The following is a 23431-nucleotide window of genomic DNA, read 5'->3' as shown; positions in this document are numbered from 1 at the left end:
AGTGAGGATTTGCAAAAATGGAAAGGGTTTCAACAGGCATAGAGGATCTGGACAGGAAGCTGAGTGGGGGTTATCCTGCAAATAAAGTAACCCTTATAACCGGTATAGCAGGAAGCGGGAAAACAATCTTCGGAATCCATTTCGTATATAAAAACTGTCTTGAAGGCAGGAAATGTATGATTATCGCAACTGAGGAAAGTCCTGAAGATATTCTTTATCAGGCAAGCATGTTAGGGCGCGACCTCACATCGTACTATGAGAACGGACAGCTTATTATACAAAATATTTTTGAAAGCCGTTCGGAAATAATAAGACAGACCAGATACGGGTTTAAGCCTGAAAGCCTGGAACTCGAAATCCCGAGTCTTATAGAATTAATACATGAAGGAACGGAATGCCTCGTTATTGATAACATAGGTACCTTTGCTCTCAGGATTTCCATAAAAAAGCTCAGAGACCAGTTTGATGCGCTAAACTACATGGTAAGGAAAAAAGGCTGTACAGCTCTTTTAATAATGGATGATTCCGCACACAAGATGACTTACCAGCTTGCTGAATACTCGGTCTATGGGTCTATTCACCTGTTAGTAAGGGAAAACTCGTATCTTGGAAAAATGGAGCGCTACCTGAGCATACCCAAGATGCGTAGTACCCCTATTTCCCCTGAAATGTCTATTTTTGAAATCACATCTGAAGGTATCAAAATTCGTGAGTCTGGGGGATGAAACCTTGCAGAATGAAAATAGCAAACCTAAAGTCCTAATCGTCGATGATGTGCTTGAGAACATAGAGCTTATAGAAGCTTACCTTTCAGTAGAACCCTATAACCTTATTACTGCCAGCAGTGGAAAGGAAGCTATCCAGAAATTAAAGGAAGAAAAGCTTGACATGATCTTACTTGATGTCATGATGCCTGAAGTAGGCGGCTATGAGGTATGCAGAATTGTCAAAAACAACCCTGAAACTCAATTCATCCCGGTTTTGATGCTCACTGCTCTTTCTGAAATTGAAGACCGAATAACAGGGATTGAAGCCGGTGCTGATGATTTCCTTACGAAACCAATAAACAGGCTTGAGCTGAAGACCCGAGTAAAATCCTTACTCAGGATAAAATGCATTCATGACCGGCTGGTAGCTGACCGCAACAGTCTTGAGATAAAAAACCAGGTGCAGAGTATCCTTACTGCAATTATTCCCACTTTGTTAAGGTTTGTTTCCAATGAGGAGAAGAAGGTCATAATTAACCAGATGACAGGCATGGTCGAAAAAATGCTGCTCGATACATATCACCTTGAAAACAGAGAACTGGACTTCGCTTATGCAGGAAATGTCTGTGCCGAGATAATGAATCAGCTGGGTGGAAGCTTTTACTCTGAAAAGGGTGAAAAAGAAAGTTCGTGGATAGTTAGGGGAACAAAGTGCCCCTGGAAAGGAGAAGAAGCCCGTAAAAATCCTATTTTATGCACCTTGACCCGAAAAATTTTTTCGGAAATAACTTTGAAAGTGGACTCTGACTTCAGTGTAGAGGCGCTGAAGACTATAGGGAACAGGAACGATTGTTGTGAATTCCTTATAAAGACAGAATGAAATTCCGTTTTCACCAAATACCTGAAATCAGTTTTTCCGTAAATTTCAGGTTAAGGGAATGGCCATAATCAGAAAGTAGCCATTTCATATTTTCAGTGTTTAGATTTTCGACGATTGATATACTATTTTTAGTTTTAATAGGTTACATATGTTTCTGAAAGATCTTTCATGTTTCTGAGAGATCCTTTATGTTTCTGAGAAATCCTTCACGCCTTTAATAGGTCATTCATGCCTGTAATAATTTTGATTCCTTCTGGGGTAATATCAAACAGAGAATACTTGACAGGAACAGCCTTATCTCGCATTTTCTCAACGTAAAGATATTTCTTTGTCTTTCCGTAGTTGAAATTCTCCTGTGAAGTGAGCCGGATTAGCCCGAAAACCATGTAGCCAGTAAGCCTGTGGGTAAGGTTATAGGAGTCCTCATCCATGACAAAAAGGCTTGTGCACCCTTTTTTTAGAAGTATAATACTTATCGAACTGAATTCATCAGCAAATTCTCTTATGTCATGGTTTATGGCCATTACCCCTATATTGTCGATAACCATAACATCAACGTCCGAAGACATGGAACTGAGATACTCGATTATATCAGTATCCACAGCATAGAGCCCTTTACCAAATTTCGAAGCGCTTTTGATTTTGTTCATTTTGTCTTCAAAGATATTCTTGATACTTAGATGTCTACTCTCAACAAAAGGCCTGAGGTCAAGGTGGATGCTTCGGGACTGGCTGAGGATATCTTCCGTAAGCTCCCTTGTAAGAACCAGTATGCATTTCTTGCCTTCCTTACAGCTTCTGTGCAGGAAATGAATTCCAAGAATTGTTTTTCCGGCTCCTGGAGGACCCGTAACCAGAATGCTTTTTCCTTTAGGGAAGCCGCCGTTCATTAGCGTATCCAACCCTTCAATCCCTGTAGATAAACTCTCCATACTATCACATCTTAAACTCAGGCATGTTTCTTAGTTATTTTAAGATGTTTTAAGTAATATAATCTTCCATTAAGAATTATATAAGTCGGGCTGGATCCTCAAAGGAAAAGACAATCACGATCAAAAACTTGATTATTTCGAATCTGAGGTTTATGGAAGTGAGATTAACTGTTTACTATTGCAATTGCATCGCAACTAAAAAAATAAGGATTTTTCCTTCCCGGGCAAAATTCAGGCGAGATGAAACTCGGGGAGGATAAGTCCTCGTATTTCAAATTTTCTGCTTGATTTTTCTGTTTATTTATTTCACTTTCTTACTCATTTTAATGGCGTCGCTAAGTTTATATTGGCAAATACTATTTTCAATAGTGCTTTTCATGAAGTTGGATTTCAGTGGAGTCATTTATTCTTTTTAGGCTTCAGCTCAATTATCTTTTTCGAATTTCCGATATATATGGTGTATTTGCCCGCTGGCATTGAAGAAGTGTGGTAATTGAATCTGAATTTTCCTTTTGGATTAGTTTTCAGGGTCTGAGATGCCGTAACTGTAAGTTTTATAGAAGAATCGTTTATAGGAGAATTTTTTATAGAAGAATTTTTTATAGAAGAATTTTTTATAGAAGAAGCTTTTAAAGAAAAATCTTTACTTGGGGTACTCAGAGCATCACCATCAATAAGAACTTTGTAAGTAAGAGGCGGGACATGTCTCCGAGAAATAGTTGCAATTCCTCCGGATGCATTGGAAGATACTTTTTTGTTAAAGAATAGTTTTGTTACGCTTACATTAAGGTTTTCTACTCCTTCGCCCCTGACAGTAAGGTGGTTATCTTCACCTCTCGGTATCTTTATTTTTTCAAGCAAATACTGGTACCTGCCCTCGGTAACCGGGAGTTCCTTTTCAAAAGAAACTTTAGCTATGAGTTCCTCTTCCGGAGAAGCCGTACCTGTTATTTTCAGAGTATCTCCCACAGTTGGATTGGAGGGAGAAATCTTCCAGTCAGTCTTAGCTGCTGACGGAGAAATAAAGAGACCAAGCAAAAGAAACAAAGACAGAAACCCGAGAACAAGTCTTGTTCTTTTTAATTTCACAAGCTTTATGTTGTTTGCATAGCCATCAATTTTCACAAGAAATTCCTCTTTTTAAACTTAACATATATTAATTAAAACACAAAAATATATTTAAATTGTCTTTTTTTAATTTTGATATTAAATTTAGATAAAAAATTTTTAAGTATATATGATTTTTAAATAATACGTTTTTTAATTTTTAATACTAGTTTATTATTAATAATACTTTTGTTCTATAACAATGAGATGATAAATTAAATGCAGAATCTATATTTTTAGTTTAAAATAAAAAAATAAAAAGTTAGTAGTTTTCATAAATTGATAAAAGAGATTATAATATCTAATAAGTCGACTATTTGAGCAAGTAAATATTTATAACAAAAGTAGTCCATAAATACTAAAAATGTGTATAAAACAACAATGTAGTGCTGCTAAAACATGAGTTATAATTAAGTCCCTAATTCGTAGCTGTAAACACTACCTAAAGTAATTTTTGAACACAATTTCTGGAGACAGATTTCTAGGCAGAAGCGTAAAATCTCGAAATCTTTAGCTTCAGGGATATAAGTATCAAATTTTAAACTATTAGCCATTATTGATTTTGAAAAATTACTTTGGCTATTAAGTTAATTACTATTCACTGCCGTCACTACAATGCAAAAACCAAGCAAGTTGGAAAGAGGGCAGTATATTACGATCATACACTCAAAGGGTTTGGAGTTGAGCCAGCGAAAACTGGAAGCCGTTAGCAGCTTAAGCACAATCGTTTCACTCAAGGAATATGGGATAGAGTCCTTACGACTTGTGGAGTTTGCTCCGATGACTCAGGAAGCCACAAGTCTTTAGCCTGGTTGGATTTTACTGTTAGAAACTGGAAACGCCTTTGAGCAAGGAAAAATAAAGTAAATTTGTTATTTAGAACCAAGTCGGTTAAGAATTTCTAACTTATAAATAACTTCATTACCATTATTTATAGAGAGCTCATTTCAATACAAATTTAACCTCAAATCAATAAGAATTTCAGAAACATTTTACATGATTAAAAAAATTATCGATTATTCCAAATTAGAGTTTCAAAAAATACCTCATGCATCTTCGGTTAAGTGAGGAACCGTGACAAATTGAATCAAGTTATTCAACATTTTTTAAATATTTTAGTAGGTTATGATATTCAACATTTTTTAAATATTTTAGTAGGTTATGGGCTGAAATTGTGTGTCGATTTCAGATGAATAGGCAGAATTTTAAGGCCGACTTATAATGCAAAGTCGATAGCTTTCAGGCAAGAAAATTTCTTAATCAATGACCAATGGATATAATTTGTAAGTCAAATGAGTAATAGACCATTGGGTAATAGACAGACCATTGAGTAATAGACCACTTTTTTGCTTTCAGTGAATTCGCGCCAACTTTGGCAAAATATCAGTCAAATAAGTTTTAAAGAGACCTTTTAATTAACATATCTTTCCTTAAACTCTGAAATCTGCTTGCTGCTTCCCACAACTGCAATGGTATCATCTGCCCTTATTATTGTCTGCCTTTTAATAGCTGTTATAACGAGTTTTCCGCGCTCAATGCCTATTATAGTACATCCGATCCGTCCCTCGAGATCAAGTTCCTCTATTGATACGTTATCAAGAAGAGATCCTCTGTCAACGCGGTATTTCTCGATTTCTATGCCCTCGTAAAGCATTATGTCCTCATCGATTCTACAGCTTTTTCCCATGCAATTTGCAGTCATTTTGGCAAGCATCTGCCCAGCTACTATTGAAAGAGAACCCACATAGTCGGCTCCTGCTTTGTAGATCTTTTCAATCGATTTTACGGAATTTGCCCTTGCTACAATAGTAATTTCCGGGTTCAGATTCCTGGAAATGAGAGTCGCGAAAATAACATTGGTATCATCATTAAGAGCCACAAACTCAAAGGAGGCTGTCTTTACTCCAGCTGCAAGCAGTATGTCTTCATCTGCACCGTTTCCAACGAGATGTTCGAAGTCAACATTTTCAAAAACCTTATCATTCGAGTCCACAACTACAAAACGGAATGGGCTTCCATAAAGTATGTCTACTATACTTTTTCCTACATCTCCATATCCCAGTATGATAAGGTGCCCTTTTGGCTTCATTTTCAATCCCATGTCCTGTAAATTGCATTTACCAACTTCAGCTTTGAGTTTTTCTTCTTAAAACTCGCCTTTTTACCAGTTTTTGCGAATAAATTTAGTAGGTATATCAATTTATCGAAACAGTTTCTAATTTCTTTCAGTTTTGACTCTCAGATTTATGTGTCAGCTTATATCAGTTTTTGAATATTGATCAGTATGTCAGTCGTTTTCAGTTTAAGGATCTTAATCATTGTGCCAGTTTTTCTCAGTTTTTGAATATTTGATCAATGTGTCAGTTTCTTCAGTTTTGAAAGTTCCTCACGGGTACCTACAGCCAGCAAAACGTTATTCTCCCGGACAATATCATCTTCCTTGGGATCAAAAGATAGAGTCCCACTATTCCAGATTCCTACAATCTTTGCACCTGTGAGTCGCTGGCTGGAGATTTCCTTAAGTGACCTACCTATAAGAGGACTTTTCAGGTAAACAGGAAACTCAACAATATGAACTCCCTCAAAAATTTCAGTTGCCCCCGTAACCCTGCTTACAAGCCTGTCCATCGCCTTCCTGCCGATAAACTCCCCAAACATCGATTTGGGAGAAACGACCGTATCGGCCCCTGCATATTTGAGGTATCTTGAGTTAGATTGGTCCTCTACAATGGCAATAATGTTGACATACTGAAATTCCCTGGCAGTCAAAACGATATTCGCATTTCTTTCATCCGACTTATTTGCAATAAGGAGTTTGGCTTTCTCTATACCAGCATTCATAAGGGTTTGCTTATCACTCGGAGACCCGAAAATGCAGGAAATATTTTTATCTACAAGTTCCCTGATGATCTCTTCTTCTTCTTCGACTATTACAAAGAACATATCCTCCTCGGTCAACTCATCTATCAGGGTTTCAACCAATTGATTGTATCCGCAGATAACTATGTGATCTTTCATGCCTGAAGAGATCTTTCTCGGCAGCCTGAACTTGATAACTCTGTCCATCCAGGGAGCAACAACGTAGGTTATAAGAAAACCCGAAATCAAGATTATGCCCAGAACCTGCACAACTATAGAAAAAAGTCTTCCTGGCAGAGAAGTGAAGACAATGTCGCCATACCCGACTGTAGCAATGGTGGTTGTGGCCCAGTAGATAGCAGTAATAAGGTTTGCATTTTCGGGCTGGTTCTCAAAAATCATAAAATACTCGAAAGTCAGAACATAAATAACAAAAATGAACACAGCCACTATTTTGTACGCGACATAGGGATGCCTGTGCAGTATCTTCCGAAATTCTGTTATAAAACTACCATTCTTTCGTCCGGAAGTAACCATCTTTGAATTCCTGCCTGAATTTTCCTGATGAGGTAAAGCTGAAGCGCCCTGTAGCTGTTATATGTAAACGTCTTGTGGCTTTTGCTAGTAAACGTCTTGTAACTATCTACTGAAAATCACCAATAGTCGCACTGGCAAACACTCTATAGCCATTACTGATAAATGTCTTGTAGATGTTACTGATAGTTCTATATATCTCCAGTTTAACAAAAATTTTATGCAAATAATTTTTTGAGATTAAACTCAAAAAGCGTTTGAAAGTAAAAGGGAAAAAGTAGTTGAAAAATTTTGCATGAATAAAAAATTAAGCAAGAGAGTAAAACCAAAGCTTTATGGCTCTCGTGAATGTCAGAGTTCAGTCTGAAATTTCGATGTCAATCACATCCATTGCCCTATATAAGGCCCGAATATCATAAAGATAAACGAGAACAGGATTAACATTGAAAAGCTTGCTGTGATAGAGTTTGAAACCTTTTCTGAGATTGAGTCATTCCTTGTAAACCGGTATACAAAGGAATAGGTAGAATCCTTAAACACGTGCCCTCCGTCCAGGGGCACGGCAGGCAAACAGTTGAACAGTCCGACATAGAAGTTCAGCCAGCCAACCCAGAGCAAGGTATTTGCAATCCAGAAAATCCCTACTCCTAGAGGTTCTGCCCAGCCCACGGGCTGATAAAACTGCATGAAGGTACCTGAAAAACCTCGGAATCCTTCCCCTGCAAATCCATAAATTGGAAGTCCAAAAAGAATGATCCAGCCTGCAGGCATAGTTAGCAAGGATGGAATTTGCTTCAGGGCTTCAAGATACAGTTTTGCCTGAGGCATCAACACGGAGACTCCGAGCATCGGGAGTTCCATAACTGCATTATTCCCGTAAACAACTCCAAGGAAACCGTAATCATGCTCCGAATTGGATGACAGTTTCACATCGAAGACGACAGTGCCTTTTTCAGTGAGGTTGCCTGTGTAGTTTTCAGGAGGAAGAAGTTCTACTTCCACAGTCTGGTTTGCCCTGGTGGTTTCCATAAAACTTACGAAATTTGAAACATTTTGCATCTTCGTATCGTTAATCCTGATCATTGTCATTCCGGTTTTGATCCCTGCAGCTTCTGCGGGACTTCCCGAAACAATTCCTCCTACAGGCACTCCTCCGCCGATATAGTTCTCAGGGACTGAGGCAACCTGCAAATCATGTGTAGAGACTGTACCGTTTTTTGTGGCAGAGATACGAACCGTGTCTCCAGGCTGGGTTTTTTCAAGGTATGTTCGCAGATCTTCGGCTGTCGTGATATTGGCATCATTAATCTGCGTTATTATCATGCCGTTTTCGAGCCCTGCATGGTCAGCCGGAGAACTTTCGTTTACACTCAGGATCATGGCATCACTTAAGGGCGCAATTGCCCCGAGTACAGGCCCGAAGAAGAGCAGGAGAGCGATAAAAGCCACGCTAAAATTGGCCATAACACCTGCTGCAAGAATCCGGGATCTCTGAGTTCTTGTTGCACCGATTACAGGCTCGGATTTCGGTTCATCAGGCTTTGTTTTCTCAGTTTCTTGCCTTATTTTTTCTTCTTTTTCCCATTCTTCGATTTCCTCGATTGTGGCTGTCAGCGGAAGTTCTCTTTCTGTTTTCTCTTTCGTCCCGAAAAGCTGTTCATCGTCAGGCTCCGCAAAACCTCCTATGGGGACCAGAGCATACAGGATACCCATAGATTTGACCCGGATGCCTTCAACTCTGCAAAGAATCGCATGTGAAAACTCATGCACGACAAGAGTGACTATAAGGGCAATAGCTCCCCAGGTAAGAGGAATGAACTCATTTAATCCCGGAATGAGAAATATATTTCTCGGAGAATTATACTTTCCCGGTTCAGGCATATTTCCGCTAAGGAGAGAAGTATACAGCCCGAGATCTGAGATAGCTATGACCAGGAACATTGCAATCATGCCTGCAAACATCAGTAAGATTCCAAGGTTTGCAAATATCCTCCAGTAAGCCTTCGGACGGGCCAGTACATCCAGCAGTTTGAGGCCCTTAGTTGTCCTGATCATAAGGATAGGAAGCGGCCCGAAGGTGCTTATGTTGTACTTCTCCAGAATACCTTTCCTGTCAAGAACGGAAACTGCGAACCAGTACAGTAAAAAAATACTCAGTGCAATGTTTGTGCCATTCAAGGGAATTCTCCGAGTTATTGAGCTGAACAAATTATAAGTAAGCTTAACCGTTCATGAATTGAATGTGAAGTATCGTGAATTAAGCCAAATCAATTGAAATCAGTTGTTAATTAAACTTAACCGGCTATACTGCTCAATATGATATAAAAATGTTATAGTATGCCTTACTATTTTTAAATCAATATATATTGCCGTTCCTTTTTAAAAATACTCCTATCTGGAAAAAGCATATAAAAATACACCCTAATTATATAAAAACATATATGGAAGTTTAGAATCATAACCAATGCCAAGAAGGTCTACAGCAAATTCCAAGAAGGTCTACAGCAAATTCCAAGAAGGTCTACAGCAAATTCCAAGAAGTTCTACAGCAAATTCCAAGAAGTTTTACAGCAAATGTCAAGAAGGTCTAAAGCCAGGGCGATAAACACTATTTACATAGGGAATAATATGCTTTAATTAAATATCTTGTTCACGAAATCAGGTTTCCCTGGAGATCAGGTTTCCATGAGGTGTCTGTTCATGCTTGGAATTGTGTATATAACAGCTGGAAACATGGAGAATGCATCACAGATTGCAAGAGAGCTGGTTTCAAGGAGGCTTGCGGCCTGCGTGAATATGTTTCCGGTTTCTTCGGTTTACCGATGGAAGGAAGAGATTGAAGAAGACAATGAGATTGCCATGTTTGTCAAAACGGATTCTTCACGCTTTGAAGAAATCACACAGCTTGTAAAGTCGCTACATACATATGAAATGCCTGCAATAGAATTCTGGGGAATTGAAGGAGAAAAGGAGTACCTTGACTGGGTTCATGTTAATAGTTCAGGTGAAAAAGCCTGAAAATAAGGCAAGACTTAAAGTTTGAAGTCGGAGGACCTGAAATTGAAAACCGAACTAAACACTGGCAATAGATACCGAATTTAAATATATACAGAACTGGCTTACTAACTGGCTTACTAACCGGCTTACTAACCGGCTTACTAACCGGCTTACTTATAGAGTTCACTTAATTTCCAAGATATTCGACTTACAGGATTTTGCAGGATAGTTTGTTTACAGGATTAGGTTTATATGTTAGTTCTATCGTTACCTTATTGGATTCCGTAAATGCGGGAGTAACCAAGCGGTCAACGGTGGCAGACTCAAGATCTGTTCGTGCAGACGTTCAGGGGTTCGAATCCCTTCTCCCGCACTAAATTTATTAGGATTTTCCTTTCTCTTCTAGATTCTTGTTTTCACTCAAATTTTCTAATTCTATTACATTTCTTTTAAGTCGCGGCAAGCAAGTCGGTCAAGGGTTACTGTATTCAAAGTACAATATAGAGGACTAAATAGTATAGACCCCTTGAAAAATGATTAATTTTTTAAGGGATATTAAACCTTATTTGCCCAATTAAATGTAGTATCATCCTTTCCCCTGTTAAGGTACATTCATTAAATGATCTATTTGCTGTTTAAAGTGTTTAAGTACTTTAATTGATAAATTAAACATCGATTTGTCCTTACTTTTAACATTGAATTTTGTATGAATGAAAATGACATCAGATGCCTTATTTATAAATAAACATAAATTGTAAAAAAATAAAGTATTTATCTCGCCCTCTTCTTGATTTAAAAGAGTATTATAAATTATTTATCTAAAAAATTGATTTTTAGAGTGTACCTTAATTGGGGAAACTCTAAATGCATATCTATTATCCAAAATAAGCATTGTATACCCTTAGTTTTAGTACTGATTTGGAAGGACCCTAAATATGTACGAAAACAGCTACGAGAGCCGTATGATCGATAGAACTTGAAGATTCGTTATCACCGTAAATAATTTTCATATATAGCGATATCATTTTTTAGTTAGACACACTCATGATAACGTTTTTGTCAGAATGACTGCACTCAAATAATCGCATATCAACATGGATGTACTCATTTAGATAGGTCATTGACGATGGAAAATCATCCTCATATATCTATATATTTTGGTTATCACGCGGTGACAGCAACTGATATAAATTTTCCAACAACTCGCCAATTTTCTTTAGTATTTTCGTCAATATTTCAATTCTGCCACAACCTTCCGATTGTGGAAGCTCTTCAGCTATTATGTTACTTTCCTATTACAAACTTCAATTCAGCCACAACTTTTCGATTATGTGGAACTAATCTGTTTAGTTGTAGCTGATTCTATTAATAGGCTTCACTTATGCCACAACTTTTCGGTTATGGAAACTCATGGTCTTGTGTTCTGTTGCTGATGTCAAAGCTCGCTTCAATTCTGCCACAACCTTTCGGTTATGGAAACTTTCTGTACGATCTGGTAATGGTACAGCTAGTTTAGGCTTCAATTCTGCCACAATCTTTCGGTTATGGAAACGAGAAGCTACAGGACGCTTATAAAACCGCTAAAAAAAGCTTCAATTCTGCCACAACCTTTCGGTTATGGAAACATAAGCACCATTCGAATGGTCGCCAGTGTAACTGTAAGCTTCAATTCTGCCACAACTTTTCGGTTATGGAAACATGTTATGATTCAATTACTAACCACCGTTTTTGATACGCTTCAATTCTGCCACAACCTTTCGGTTATGGAAACGTACAAATCCCGCAGTAGTGAGACTTTCCCCAACTAAGCTTCAATTCTGCCACAACCTTTCGGTTATGGAAACTCGATCCTTCGATTACTCCCGAACTTTTAAAATCTGGCTTCAATTCTGCCACAACCTTTCGGTTATGGAAACTCGGCCATTTTATTTTATTAGGATTCCCCCAATCTTGCTTCAATTCTGCCACAACCTTTCGGTTATGGAAACTCAGTATAAGCCAGAGTCAAAGGGTGCACAGGCATACGCTTCAATTCTGCCACAACCTTTCGGTTATGGAAACAGAGGTCGACGATACCAACCAGGATTCTGGCAGTTGGGCTTCAATTCTGCCACAACCTTTCGGTTATGGAAACTGCGCTTTCTCAAACAGGCTCTGTATCGTTCGATAATAGCTTCAATTCTGCCACAACCTTTCGGTTATGGAAACTGGAACGGCTGTTGTTGGTGTACTCGGTTGGGAAGGCTTCAATTCTGCCACAACCTTTCGGTTATGGAAACACCTTTCTGTGATACCAAAGAAGTTTCAAAATAATCTGCTTCAATTCTGCCACAACCTTTCGGTTATGGAAACTCATCAGTATATTTTTCTGCAATCGTATCATACAATGGCTTCAATTCTGCCACAACCTTTCGGTTATGGAAACTTTATATGGGAATGTCAGTAAACATGTGGTCGGGCTGCTTCAATTCTGCCACAACCTTTCGGTTATGGAAACTTGTAAAAGACCATCTGTATAATTGCCTGCAGTTGGCTTCAATTCTGCCACAACCTTTCGGTTATGGAAACGGGTTTTGAAGTAAACCTTTTCCCACATTACCCACAAGCTTCAATTCTGCCACAACCTTTCGGTTATGGAAACTGGCGTTAAAGGTTCACCTTCTTGACCAACTCTAGCGCTTCAATTCTGCCACAACCTTTCGGTTATGGAAACCTTCTCTCCTTCCTTCGCATCGCAGCCGAACCCATGGCTTCAATTCTGCCACAACCTTTCGGTTATGGAAACGGAAGTTTTGAAAACGGGCCAGTCTTCGCTGGGGAGGCTTCAATTCTGCCACAACCTTTCGGTTATGGAAACATACTAAAAACAAAAATCCACCCAACAACAGGGCACCTTGCTTCAATTCTGCCACAACCTTTCGGTTATGGAAACGAGACGAGACAGTACACAACATGTGAATGCCCATACTGTGCTTCAATTCTGCCACAACCTTTCGGTTATGGAAACGGCGCTAAGATCTTCACGTCTATTAGCTACGGAATTCACTTTGTTTTCGAGAGATCATTGAATTGAATTCTTTTCATGGATTATAAAACTAGCATATTTATCTCAATTATAAAAGCTGAAGCTTCTCGAGAGCCTTCAGCAGTTTTTAGGGTTCATAAGCTCTCGAAAATTAAACAATAATGAAATCTTCCTCTTCAACTTCAGGTTTCTGACCTATGAAAGTTATCTTCTTATCAAGGTTTTTGTTCGCTGGGCCCAAATTTATTATCATTACACTGTCTTCATCAGAATTTATTATATCGGTAAGCGCTGCAATGAGTTCCACTTTGCTTTTTTTTGAAAGGTCACAACGAAAGACTGAATAGTGAAGTGGAGACCCAAATCCTTCAACAGTGTTGTGCACTTGTCTTAATCTAGTTGGCTCTTTGATGTCATAACTCACGATGTAACAGTTTAATCCTGACATATTTCCCCTTTTAGTTTTATATGAAATTTTTCTGCTTTTTATCTTGTACAAAATGGAGTGTATGATTCTATTTCTTTAGTAACGGTTCTGCCTAAAAGTCTAACCTGTATTTCCAAAATTCTTCTATAACTTGCTTTGTACCCAAAGATAGGGTGAGTTATTTCCGTATTTATTCTTCTCTCATATCCACTAATTATTTTCTTTTTTGTATTGTCCTTTAACGAAACTCCAAAATTTGTTATTTCGAAATCTTCTAGTGTCACTGTTTTGTTGTTGAAAAGCGTTAGAGCAACAGAATCTGCTATCAATGGCCGAAACTCTTCCATTAAATCAAGTGCTAGAGCTGGTTTTCCATATTTAGGTTGGTGATAGAAACCCATATAAGGATCAAAACCTACCGAAAATAAAGTTACAAAGACTTCTTTTGTCAATATACCATATAAATATGAAAGAACAGCATTTACCGGGTCGGTAGGAGGCCTTTTATTTCGATTTTCAAATTTACAGTCAAGATCTTGTTTCAACATATTGCCAAATCTCGAAAAATAAATTTGGGCTGCAGTTCCTTCTATACCTAAAAGCTGTCCGATTTCTTTTGCATTCGATGCCTTTTTTTCAAGAGAATTTAATTGAGAGAGAATTTTCTCTGAAACTTCAGTGTCGTTTCTTCTTAATAAAGTCCGACAATTTTTGATTTTGCCAGCAATCATCTTGCGAGAAATTGCCAGTGACCTTTCTGAATCAAAAGCAGTCTGATATTGATGAATCCTTAAATCAACATTTTTACTCATAACCCCATGTGATAGCCCATAAAACCAACCCCCAAAGGAAAAATAACACACAGGCACATTCATTTCAATTAAACTTCTTAGTACCGGCAAAGAAATATGAGCATCCCCATAAATTGATAGTTGGGATATTTGCCTTAACGGGACGCTCTGCAGTTCTTCATCATTCTTCTTAATAACCAACCTATCTCCTTTCTTGTGTACTGAAGTTCCCCATCCAGTAACATAAACGGGTTTTTTGTCGTCTTTAGATACATTTAATGATCTAACTTGTGAGGCTGAACCTTTTAAAATATTAGTCTCATCGGGAAGACAAATTCCCGAAAGTGAACATCTGGAGCATTTAGGACTATTTTCAAGAGGAGCCGGAATCTCTTTTTTTCCAATTGTCTCAAGAAACCTCAAAATTGTTTCTTTAGTTTTTTGGATAAGCTCCTCATCGAAGTCAACTGCCACTCTTTTTTTTGAATTAACAAAATAAATAACTCCTTCCGTGCAATCAAATCCCTTTTCTTTCAACACCAAGCCTTGAGCACATAATTGAATTCTCTCCGGTTCATAGACTTTTTCAGGAATATCTGGAACATAGCCCTTTTTGTATTCAACTGGCACGGCTTTTCCGTTTGATTCTTCTAGAAGGTCAATTCTTGTAATCACACCAGTCTCATAACCCGAAAGCATCACAGAAGTGCTATGAATCTTCTTTTCTTCACCTTGTAAATCTTTGGTTTTTTCTTGATCTACATTTCGATGAACAAATTTTCCTTCCAAAGTATCTTCACTATGCTCAAATTCTCCCTGTACCCACTCCATATAACATAAACGTGGACAATATACAAATTCATTTAGCATTCTTGCAGGAATCAGTTTCGGCTCTTCATACCTAGCTACAGGTTCGTCCATAGTATAACCTCCTGTATATCCCAAGTCAAGGCATCGCTTGTATCTCATTCGCTGTTTGACTTTCCCATCTGTCTGGTTCAGATGGACCCTTGGAACAGGGCTGTCTATCCCAGATTTAAGTTTATTAGATACTGACTATCTTGATTCGTTGTCTGGAACGAAGATTCCAAGCCCATAATGGCATCCATGACCCAGTGCCACAGGGCCTTTCACTTCTTCTGGAAAACTAAGGCGGAATCCATAAGGATTTCCGGATGGAGGAGACTGTTTACCTCTTCTGTAACGTTTGAAGGTAAGCCATTGTCTCATTGTTCCATTTATTTCGTAGGCTGGAATAGGTTCAATCGAAGACGGCTGTGGCAATCCTACTCTATCTATTGAAAAAAGAAGTTGAGAAACGGGCCCATCGATCTGCATTCCAGACAAGTCAGGAAGGACTCCATATTCAAGCATCAAATGTTCTTTAGTCGCATAAGGCGCACAATTTTCAGGAACCTTTATCTCAACGTTTTTAGGGGTTCCTTGGATTTTCCATTGGCCTGCTCGCGTAACCTTTGGATGTCTGGTTAAAATATACGGTGTAAAGGACTTCCATGTTCTAGAAGACGATAGAGGAATAATTTTTCGAGTCTCAGACCACTGATCTAAATCAAACATACCCAATAACAGAAGGTTAACATCGTTCTTCAAATTATATCCGTATAACTTTTTCATCTTTGCAAGAGCCAGCTGGTGAGCTTCATCATATCCTCCAGGAGCATACAGTGTCAGATGATCCAGTTTTCCGTCTCTGTCCTCATCGCTTGGTAGATAGAAAGTATGCATATTGCTGAGCAGTATATTTCCATCGTCATCTTTCCCAGAAAGAACAGAGGTTTTTTTGTGGCTTTTCCCTCCATATGTTGAAATAGCTGTATTGCGAGCAATGTCTGCAATTTTTAGGCTCTCTGTTACTGGAGGAAGCGCATTTGAATCAAGCAAAAACCTGACCACATTCACTTTCTTTTCTTTCCTGTCTACAACATGACTGATTTTAGAAGGCTCAAAACAGTCAAGCGATCGAGTGTATTGAACCAACCTGCTCATAGGTGGATATAGATTTTTAATTTGGGTTCTTAGTATGGATGTTCGTATAAGCAGAGGGTGCTTGTTGTTGCCTTTCTTATCAAGTTCATCTAAAGAGATCTTTGGATCTATACCCTCATTCGCACAGAGGACATTAACAATTTCTTCAGAACTGCTTAGGACGTCTTCTTCAGCTAGCGGCTTTGAGACAAAGTAGCTATCAAGTTCTTTAAGGACACTGGGTAGCTTACCTTCCTCAATCACCTCAGCTTTGCACCATGACTCTACCCTGCCGAAGTATGAGAGATTTTCTGCGATTTGCTTTATAAGTTTTAGAGATCTGTCATCCAGAGAAACATTTTCCCAAACTGTAATAACAGGACTTTCCCTTGGCACGGCTACAAAGGTATCGAAAATCAAAGTCTTGGAAGCATGCCAATTTTTTTTGTCTCCTTTATCCCAGGGCATATAATGCCTTGTGTGCCCAACAGTTGCTGGTGGTAAATAAAACACAGGAGGCTCGAGGAGACTCAGAATGAGGTTTCTGACATCTTTCTCCTCAGCATCTACCTTTAACTTCCATGTAGCAATAATTGCACGCAATATCCTCCAGGGAGACGGAGGCCACTCTGGAACTCCTTCATTTACGTGCCGTCCCCAGGGAGTTGAATGATATTTTCCTGCGAAAAATTGGAAAGAGAGAGCAAACATCGTGTTATACCTCACCCTCTCCTTCTGTACCTTCTCCTTCGTCTTCTGTGCCGTTGTTTTCCTTCTCGTTCCCTTTGTTATTTTTGGACTTAGCAGGCTCAACATAGACTAGCTCGGTTACTGCTGGATTCGCGAAGAGGGCTTTCTCAGTGCATTTTTCAATTAATTCTATTATGCCTGCTTCTAAATCTTCTAATGAGGGAAGTGTAAAACCGTTGATATTAGACCTTATTCCATCTTTTAATTCGAGATCACATGCTGTCCTAAGCTTCAAACCTTCAGCAAGAAACTTTTGTATTTTGTAGAGTGATAGAACTACCAGGAGATTCTCAGCATCATCATTGAGTCCAAAATTTCTTACTGATGAAAGATCAAGGTTGAAGTACGCTGTAATGTTTTCAGCGGTATATTCTGTTCTTGCATAGGGGACATTTCCCTCTCCACCTGTTAAGGCGGGTTGTACATGGCTGAATTTAACTCCTCCACTTTGAACAGACTTCACCCCAGAAGCTTCTATAAACCCTGACAAATTTCTGGCTAATTTTATTCTACCGTCCAGTTCCTCAAGGAATACTCCATGTAGAAGTGTATTGGGATCGTATTTTAACAGTATCTTGTAAAGTAAGGGATAATTGATAGGTTTGTTTTTTTCAATCTTCAGTTCATTCTTTAGAACCTCATTAAAATTCGTATCATTGTCTATCAACTTGGTATTTTTCGCTATATACTCAGAGTTAATTCTGTGAGCTTCCTCAATAGAAGATGTCGTTGCACCGTTTTCATCTAATTTTACTCTGATATACGGAAGGCCTTTAAGAGGCTCCACAAGATCTTTCTCAGCCTCATCCCAGCAAACAAGTTCCATTCTGTTTGCCATCGACTGAGGCGATTCCACAAGCAACATATTAGTTCCATCAGGTGCCTGGTATTGTGCAGCTCCAAGATCTGGAAATCCTGTAGGCTGGAAACGGTAGCCTTGGACTGGTTCTAAGTCAGCTTCCAGAAGAAGCCTGCTTTGGTCGTTCAGCATTTCTAAGTTGTTAATATCTGTCATTTATCCGTCTCTCCTTTCTTTGTTATTTTAAACTTCTAATTCAGCTATTGGTGGTTGTAACACTAATTCGAAAAGTCGATTATACTGCCAGATAGGAATCAATAAAGAAGCAACTATCCTCTCCCTGTCTTCCGTATTGACATTAAAATCTGGAGCAGCAACTTTATTTCTTCGAACTCCTAAAGGAGTAAGCCCCGAAGACTTTAATCGCCTAGTAACTAATTCAAATGCCTTATCCTGCTGAGTATCTATTACTCTTAGGACTTCAGGTAATGAAGGCAAATGAATGCCTTTTTTTTCATCATAGCTAATTTCCCATCTTTGGTTTTCAAAAATGAGGTTGCCTGGAATAAAAATTAGTTTAAGAAATGCATATGCTCTTGGAATCATCACATCTATTCCATTATTCCAGTCTACTCCATGCCTTTCTTTGTTGTAATATTTCCATTTGATAATGGAAAGTCCCCATATTAAGTCAGATATTTTCTTGTCGTTTACTTCTCCTCTTATGAACCTGCCTATATCCGACAAACTAACTGCTACTTTTCCACCTATTGGAGTAAAATTACTGCCTTTCATTTTTTCTTCGAGAATTCTACGTTGCAGGATTGCTTTCATATTGCTACAAAGGTCAGTGTTGCTCCAGACCACACTTGATCTGGTCTCACTCCATTTGAGTCTACCCTTATTGTTTATTTCAGAAGGCTCTAACTGGCGTCTTATCGATCCAATTTTTTTATCGTAAATCGATGCAACCGCACAGGCAATTCTGAACTCTACGCTTTCGTCATCACATGCATTTATCCATGAAGGAGAAAGATCATTTAAGGGTCTTATCGGCCTGTTGGCACCTGCTGAAGCAAAAGATCTCTCTGCTTTGCCAAGTTCAATAAGGAGATTCTGAAAATCTGAAATATTTCCATGCTTACTAAAAGAAAAGATTGCCTCTTCGATAGATCTCAGACTAGAGCTATATCTGGCAGCAACACTTTCTTTTGAAGAACACTTATCACGGAGAACGTTAAGCCAGTTGTCAAGCTCTTCAATCAAGTTTACATTTTTTTGTTGTCTAACCTTAAAAGTCCCAAGAGGTATTGCCAGAGCATTTGCATTTTTTCCACTTCCCTGCCGCTTTAATCTCCCATATCTTACAAAGGCATCAATTCCACGATCAACTCCTAAACTGGAAATTGCACGTACAAAGTCAAGTCCATTATTTGCTTTTCTGCGCCCAACTTGTGCTCTCCCCTCATGGAACAGATATGTAATTTCATTATAACTGGTAGGACGATTCCATAAAGGAAGCCAGAATTCACTGTCAAAAGTCTTGTAATCACTTTTCTTATTAGGGTCTTTAAAATTGTCTTTAAACGTAATGTTGCCTGTACCAGCTACTGATGGCAATACTGTAAACGGAAACGCACCGAAATTGCTGCCAAAACCACCTTGACTGCCTCCAAAACGTTTACTTGCCGAGCCTGCAAACAAAGTAGTCCCTTCTATGGAGAAAATAACATCCCATGGATTTACAAGCTTACTTGTACTTCTGTAGCCTTCAGTTGAGTTTGCTTCTGCAACCGCTCCTGGAGATAGCTGCCCAAAACTGAGATTAGAAAGTTTGGGCGTATGTTTTGAAAAAAGTGAATGTTCCAGGAGTTGCTTTGACTCTTTCTCTTTTTTCTTGACTAAAACCTCAGTCAAGGCCTGCAAATAATTAGAAGAATAATTCCCACTTCCCTCATTTCCCCCGGTTCCGAGTAAAGGCAAATATTTTCTATTATTGCCTGTCAGAACATAACACGTATCTAACCACTCGAGAATATCTTCTGGCAACTGGGCTCTTAAATCCTCCAAAAACTCTACAAGCTTGTCACCAGATGGCTTTTCAGTGATACCTTTTGAATCACTAAACTTTTGGAAAGCATCGTAGACTTTTCTAAGTGAATCAAATCTACTATCTTTTGAATCGATTAAAGGACGTAATGCCTCTCTCGCACTTTTTTCTGAAGAACCTTTGTAGAACCCACTTCTTCCTCCCCATGGTCTGAATAAAGGTGATGGAGCATACTCATGAAGGAAGAAGTTAGTCATTGCAGCAGCATCATATTCTGCGTTGATGACAAATATGTTGTTTTTCCAGTAGGCTCTTGCGTTGTTATCTTTTTGCTGGGAAAATATCTTGAAAACTCCCAGAGCCTTGAGATAACTGCTGAAATTATCTGTGGAGCAACCTTTCAGTTCTATACTATTACTCATCTGAACCCTCCTGAAGAGAACTGGCTCTCCAATCGGCAATACGCACAAGACCTTCAAGATATGCTAATCTGAAGGGGCCTAGATTATCACGCAGTTCACACATTCTTTCAAGCCAGGATGGATTTCCGTACTTGTCTATTCCAATCTCCATCAGAGAGAGATCCAGAGTCGTTGAAGGTATCTTCACATTGTTTCCAAGATCAATTTCAGGAATTATATCCCCTTCCCATATACCTCTTGCAAATCTAGTTATCTCCAAGTTGTCTGGAGCTGTTTCCCCAGGAACAGATCGTATGGATAGTCTAACTTTACCGTGATGTGCAGCCACCAGATATGCAATCAAATTAACATTATTTGACCCAAGATCTTCAATGAAGTCTTCATTTTGAAGCAAAAGAAGGGCAGAAGCTAATTCGTGCCTGAAATGTTTTCTTTCGTATTTGATTCCACTATTCCGGTCGGATTTTGCCCAGAGTTTCTCCTTCATATTATCTGTATCCTCATCAATATCGGACAGGACAGCTTTCTGGAAAACTTCATGTGCTTTTCCTATATCGTGATAGTATGCTGCATTTTTCAAGGTATTTTCATGTTCCCAGGCTATTGGCTCTAAATCAGAAAGCAATTTTTCCATCTGTTTTAAAGTATTGTCTGCATGTTTGGCAATTGTTTCCCATTTTCCGGAGTTTACTCCTGGATCGCTACTGGTTGAATCATTGTTACCTGATCCAGAAAAACGCTGAGGTACGCGATCTTTGCAATCCTTTGACCACCCAATTTTGAGATCATATCCTCCAGCTTGTGAATTTATCAAAAAAGTCTGGCCTGGATGGATATTATTAGGTTTTGGGTTAATCCATTTTCCTTCCAGATAATCCCATAGCCAGATTTGTTCCTTTTTGTTTTTCAAAAAGTTTCTAAAATCGGCGATGGGAACCTGACATAACTCTTCTTTTAACGGTCCTTTGTAATCTTCTGGCGGTTTATTTTCTTCCCACTCTCTCCAATAGACAAAAACATCTCTATCTTCCGAATCTCTTATGAAACGAGAGATATCAATGTCATTTCCTGTTAGATCCTGTGTAGTATCAAAAAGATCAACTAGATCTTTACGCCTGATTACATGCCTCTGGGCATCCATTGGAGGTTGAGTTATTTCATCAAGTGTCTGTGGTGATACTTCTTTGAGTCCTTTTAGTTTTGAGCGTGCAATGTTAAGCTCTTGAACGCTGTATGGAAGAGCTACTTGCGAGTCCTTTTTCGTATCTATGTCAATCCAAAGAACTATAGAGTCATCATACTCTCCGTACCTGTTAAGCCTACCAAATCTTTGGACAAGGCTGCTCCAAGGTGCAAGTTCAGTTATCAGAATATGAGCTGAGATATCGACTCCAGCTTCTATAACCTGGGTCGAGATCAGAATTTTTCCCTTATTTTTATTGGTAGCAGATTTGAAATTGTTAAAAATTTCAGTTTTTTCAGGAGGTCTAAATCTTCCATGAAGCAAAAATATTTCTAAGGTATCTGTGCCTGATTTACTTTGATATTCCTTAATTAATTTCTTATATAGATCCTGAGCACGATTCACAGTATTGACTATGACAACTATAGAAGGAGCAGATTCTGCTTGTTGATACTGAGTCTGAATTAGTCTGCTGAGTTTGTCTATATATTCCTTAGAGGAATCTTCTTTTTTCGTGTTTTTAAGAGTTATGGAAGCTTTTTCGAGCTTTTTAAAGGCTGTTAGTCTTTTGTGCAACATCTCAACTTTAGCGTCTTCAGGACTTATCTTCAATTGATCAAGTTTAGGTTTCTTGAAATCAACTGTTTTAATCCATTCTTCTTCGCAAGTTGCACTCATCCAGATAATATGATAATTGCCAAATGTTCCGAAACCTTGTCTGAAAGCTTCCATTTGAGCAGACGTAGGAAGTCCAGCACCCATTAACTGGACTTCGTCCATTACCCACAGACAGTCATTATTTAATAGTCCAAACTCCAAAGGCCATCTAAACCGGCTGGACGCATATCCTCTGTTCAATTCCCGAGAAATCAACATGTCCTGAGTCCCGATCAGTATTGCATCTCTTTCAGGATATTCAGCCCATTTGCCTGCGTCTTCTCCGCCCATTAGTAGATGTACAGAAATCTTCTCATTATCAGGTTGTCTATGTTCGGGTAAATATTCAATAAGCCCAGTTTTTTCTTCTGGTTTTTTCCAGCTAGCACTGCCAGCAAGTAGCCCAAGTCTATCCAGCCATGAGATTACATTCTCATAAGTCTGTTCTACGAGAACACGCATTGGCAGGCAATATATAAGTCTTCTTGGTGTTCGGATACGAATGCTTTCTTCTGCGAATCGCCTTCTCCACACCCACGGTATTACCACACCAGAGGTTTTGCCAGCACCAGTCGGAACCTTTAAGAGTTCCGGTAGATTCTCTCTAGTTGCTAGTAACTCTTGATATGGAAAGGGCTCAAATCCAGTAGCTTCTTGAAATAACTGTTTATACTCGAGATTCAAGTGCTTCCCCCAAAAGATAGTGACTATAAAGTAAGCACACTTATTAACAGGTAAATAAAGTCCATTATGTATAATCTTTCTTATTTTTATCTAAACGAACCAGTAATTGAAATAGAAGCCTCTTGCTTTATTTCCTGATCACTGTCCCCCCAGTTCACAGTTCATGCCCTCATATTCAAGGGATTCAGCGTTTTTCACGGATTGCCTTTCAACTTCCTATATGCAAGTATACCCCTTACTTTTCTTTTTTTGGAGTATTACTCTTTTTGTATTAGGATAGTAAGCAAAACTATAAGCAAATTGAATATAAAACTTATTAATGGCAAAAGAAATGTTGACAAAGTCAAAAAGTACAACCCTGAACTTTAAACTGTTAATCTTACTCTCATTCCTCTAAAAAAGGGAATACTGTCGTTTCGTAAAGATCCTAGTACACCGATTCCAAAATAAGTCCTTTTTGTTTAGCTAGAAATTCGTTAATCAACAGATAAATCAAAAAACAATGCTTCATGGATATACTTTGGAATCGCAGCACTAGATTAACCTGTGAATCTTGAACTAATCTAGTGAAAACACTATCAGTCTGCTTCTGGATTAGCTGGATTAGCTAGATTAGCTGTTTTAATCCTTGTAATGAGAAA

General features: G+C 38.6%; 15 protein-coding genes, 1 tRNA gene and 1 CRISPR repeat array. Of the genes, 5 read left to right on the top strand and 11 right to left on the bottom strand.

Annotated features, from left to right (window positions below):
* The first annotated feature begins 17 nt into the window (after window positions 1-17).
* Window positions 18-725 carry an ATPase domain-containing protein gene (locus MSBRW_RS08660; protein ID WP_011308035.1) on the top strand — a complete coding sequence of 236 codons (708 nt, stop codon included), beginning with the start codon at window positions 18-20 and terminating at the stop codon, window positions 723-725.
* 4 nt (window positions 726-729) lie between these two features.
* Entirely contained in the window at window positions 730-1587 is an 858-nt protein-coding gene (locus tag MSBRW_RS08655) for a methanogen output domain 1-containing protein (RefSeq protein ID WP_011308036.1), read from the top strand.
* Between the two features lie 206 nt (window positions 1588-1793).
* Here MSBRW_RS08655 and MSBRW_RS08650 read toward each other — a convergent pair whose 3' ends face one another.
* Window positions 1794-2519, bottom strand: coding sequence for an RAD55 family ATPase (locus MSBRW_RS08650; RefSeq protein ID WP_011308037.1), 726 nt, complete (start codon window positions 2517-2519; stop codon window positions 1794-1796).
* A 399-nt stretch (window positions 2520-2918) separates the two neighbouring features.
* Entirely contained in the window at window positions 2919-3644 is a 726-nt protein-coding gene (locus MSBRW_RS08645; protein WP_011308038.1) for a hypothetical protein, read from the bottom strand.
* A gap of 663 nt (window positions 3645-4307) precedes the next feature.
* Between MSBRW_RS08645 and MSBRW_RS23855 the strand changes: the two genes are divergently transcribed.
* A complete protein-coding gene (locus tag MSBRW_RS23855) occupies window positions 4308-4433 on the top strand; it encodes a hypothetical protein (protein ID WP_268990296.1) in 126 nt (41 codons plus the stop codon).
* Between the two features lie 604 nt (window positions 4434-5037).
* On the opposite strand, the gene MSBRW_RS08640 is transcribed toward MSBRW_RS23855, so the two are convergent.
* From MSBRW_RS08640 to MSBRW_RS08630, 3 genes are all read right to left on the bottom strand, one after another.
* Complete coding sequence (locus tag MSBRW_RS08640) at window positions 5038-5715, bottom strand: potassium channel family protein (RefSeq protein WP_011308039.1); 678 nt, start codon at window positions 5713-5715, stop codon at window positions 5038-5040.
* Between the two features lie 263 nt (window positions 5716-5978).
* Entirely contained in the window at window positions 5979-7022 is a 1044-nt protein-coding gene (locus MSBRW_RS08635; protein ID WP_011308040.1) for a potassium channel family protein, read from the bottom strand.
* 378 nt (window positions 7023-7400) lie between these two features.
* The gene (locus tag MSBRW_RS08630) at window positions 7401-9197 is read right to left on the bottom strand and encodes a site-2 protease family protein (RefSeq protein ID WP_011308041.1); all 1797 of its coding nucleotides are present in this window, start codon (window positions 9195-9197) and stop codon (window positions 7401-7403) included.
* A 507-nt stretch (window positions 9198-9704) separates the two neighbouring features.
* Here MSBRW_RS08630 and cutA point away from each other — a divergent pair.
* Together cutA and MSBRW_RS08620 are read left to right on the top strand one after the other, a co-directional pair.
* Window positions 9705-10037: a divalent-cation tolerance protein CutA gene (cutA, locus tag MSBRW_RS08625; protein WP_230670038.1), complete on the top strand. Its 333-nt coding sequence runs from the start codon at window positions 9705-9707 to the stop codon at window positions 10035-10037.
* 269 nt (window positions 10038-10306) lie between these two features.
* Window positions 10307-10389 (top strand) — tRNA-Leu (locus MSBRW_RS08620).
* 999 nt (window positions 10390-11388) lie between these two features.
* Window positions 11389-13023: a CRISPR direct-repeat array (repeat unit 36 nt; unit sequence GCTTCAATTCTGCCACAACCTTTCGGTTATGGAAAC).
* A gap of 169 nt (window positions 13024-13192) precedes the next feature.
* Here the strand turns inward: MSBRW_RS08620 and cas2 are convergent.
* The 6 genes from cas2 to MSBRW_RS08590 all read right to left on the bottom strand — a co-directional run bounded on the left by cas2 (window position 13193) and on the right by MSBRW_RS08590 (window position 22790).
* Window positions 13193-13489 (bottom strand): CRISPR-associated endonuclease Cas2, encoded by a 297-nt coding sequence (gene cas2 / locus MSBRW_RS08615; RefSeq protein WP_048103441.1) that lies wholly within the window; start codon window positions 13487-13489, stop codon window positions 13193-13195.
* 38 nt (window positions 13490-13527) lie between these two features.
* Window positions 13528-15180, bottom strand: a complete 1653-nt coding sequence (locus MSBRW_RS08610; RefSeq protein ID WP_011308046.1) for a CRISPR-associated endonuclease Cas4/Cas1 — start codon at window positions 15178-15180, stop codon at window positions 13528-13530.
* Between the two features lie 135 nt (window positions 15181-15315).
* Entirely contained in the window at window positions 15316-16971 is a 1656-nt protein-coding gene (csb2, locus tag MSBRW_RS08605; RefSeq protein ID WP_196298035.1) for a type I-G CRISPR-associated protein Csb2, read from the bottom strand.
* The gene (gene cas7g / locus MSBRW_RS08600) at window positions 16961-18010 is read right to left on the bottom strand and encodes a type I-G CRISPR-associated RAMP protein Csb1/Cas7g (protein ID WP_011308048.1); all 1050 of its coding nucleotides are present in this window, start codon (window positions 18008-18010) and stop codon (window positions 16961-16963) included. Before cas7g ends, csb2 begins: the two co-directional genes overlap by 11 nt.
* A gap of 27 nt (window positions 18011-18037) precedes the next feature.
* Window positions 18038-20266 carry a type I-G CRISPR-associated protein Cas8g1/Csx17 gene (gene cas8g1 / locus MSBRW_RS08595; RefSeq protein ID WP_011308049.1) on the bottom strand — a complete coding sequence of 743 codons (2229 nt, stop codon included), beginning with the start codon at window positions 20264-20266 and terminating at the stop codon, window positions 18038-18040.
* Complete coding sequence (locus tag MSBRW_RS08590) at window positions 20259-22790, bottom strand: CRISPR-associated helicase/endonuclease Cas3 (protein WP_011308050.1); 2532 nt, start codon at window positions 22788-22790, stop codon at window positions 20259-20261. Before MSBRW_RS08590 ends, cas8g1 begins: the two co-directional genes overlap by 8 nt.
* Between the last annotated feature and the right edge of the window lie 641 nt (window positions 22791-23431).

The sequence above is a fragment of the Methanosarcina barkeri str. Wiesmoor genome, assembly GCF_000969985.1.
In the GTDB taxonomy this organism is placed as follows: domain Archaea; phylum Halobacteriota; class Methanosarcinia; order Methanosarcinales; family Methanosarcinaceae; genus Methanosarcina; species Methanosarcina barkeri_B.
The sequence above is the reverse complement of the archived record's forward strand: the minus strand, read 5'-3'. Positions and strand labels throughout refer to the sequence as shown.

Bases quoted from the DNA above. Each gene is read 5' to 3' on its own strand.
- MSBRW_RS08660 (WP_011308035.1), top strand. From the start codon at position 18: ATGGAAAGGGTTTCAACAGGCATAGAGGATCTGGACAGGAAGCTGAGT.
- MSBRW_RS08650 (WP_011308037.1), bottom strand. From the start codon at position 2,519: ATGGAGAGTTTATCTACAGGGATTGAAGGGTTGGATACGCTAATGAAC.
- MSBRW_RS08640 (WP_011308039.1), bottom strand. From the start codon at position 5,715: ATGAAGCCAAAAGGGCACCTTATCATACTGGGATATGGAGATGTAGGA.
- MSBRW_RS08635 (WP_011308040.1), bottom strand. From the start codon at position 7,022: ATGGTTACTTCCGGACGAAAGAATGGTAGTTTTATAACAGAATTTCGG.
- cutA (WP_230670038.1), top strand. From the start codon at position 9,705: ATGAGGTGTCTGTTCATGCTTGGAATTGTGTATATAACAGCTGGAAAC.
- cas2 (WP_048103441.1), bottom strand. From the start codon at position 13,489: ATGTCAGGATTAAACTGTTACATCGTGAGTTATGACATCAAAGAGCCA.
- MSBRW_RS08610 (WP_011308046.1), bottom strand. From the start codon at position 15,180: ATGGACGAACCTGTAGCTAGGTATGAAGAGCCGAAACTGATTCCTGCA.
- cas7g (WP_011308048.1), bottom strand. From the start codon at position 18,010: ATGACAGATATTAACAACTTAGAAATGCTGAACGACCAAAGCAGGCTT.
- cas8g1 (WP_011308049.1), bottom strand. From the start codon at position 20,266: ATGAGTAATAGTATAGAACTGAAAGGTTGCTCCACAGATAATTTCAGC.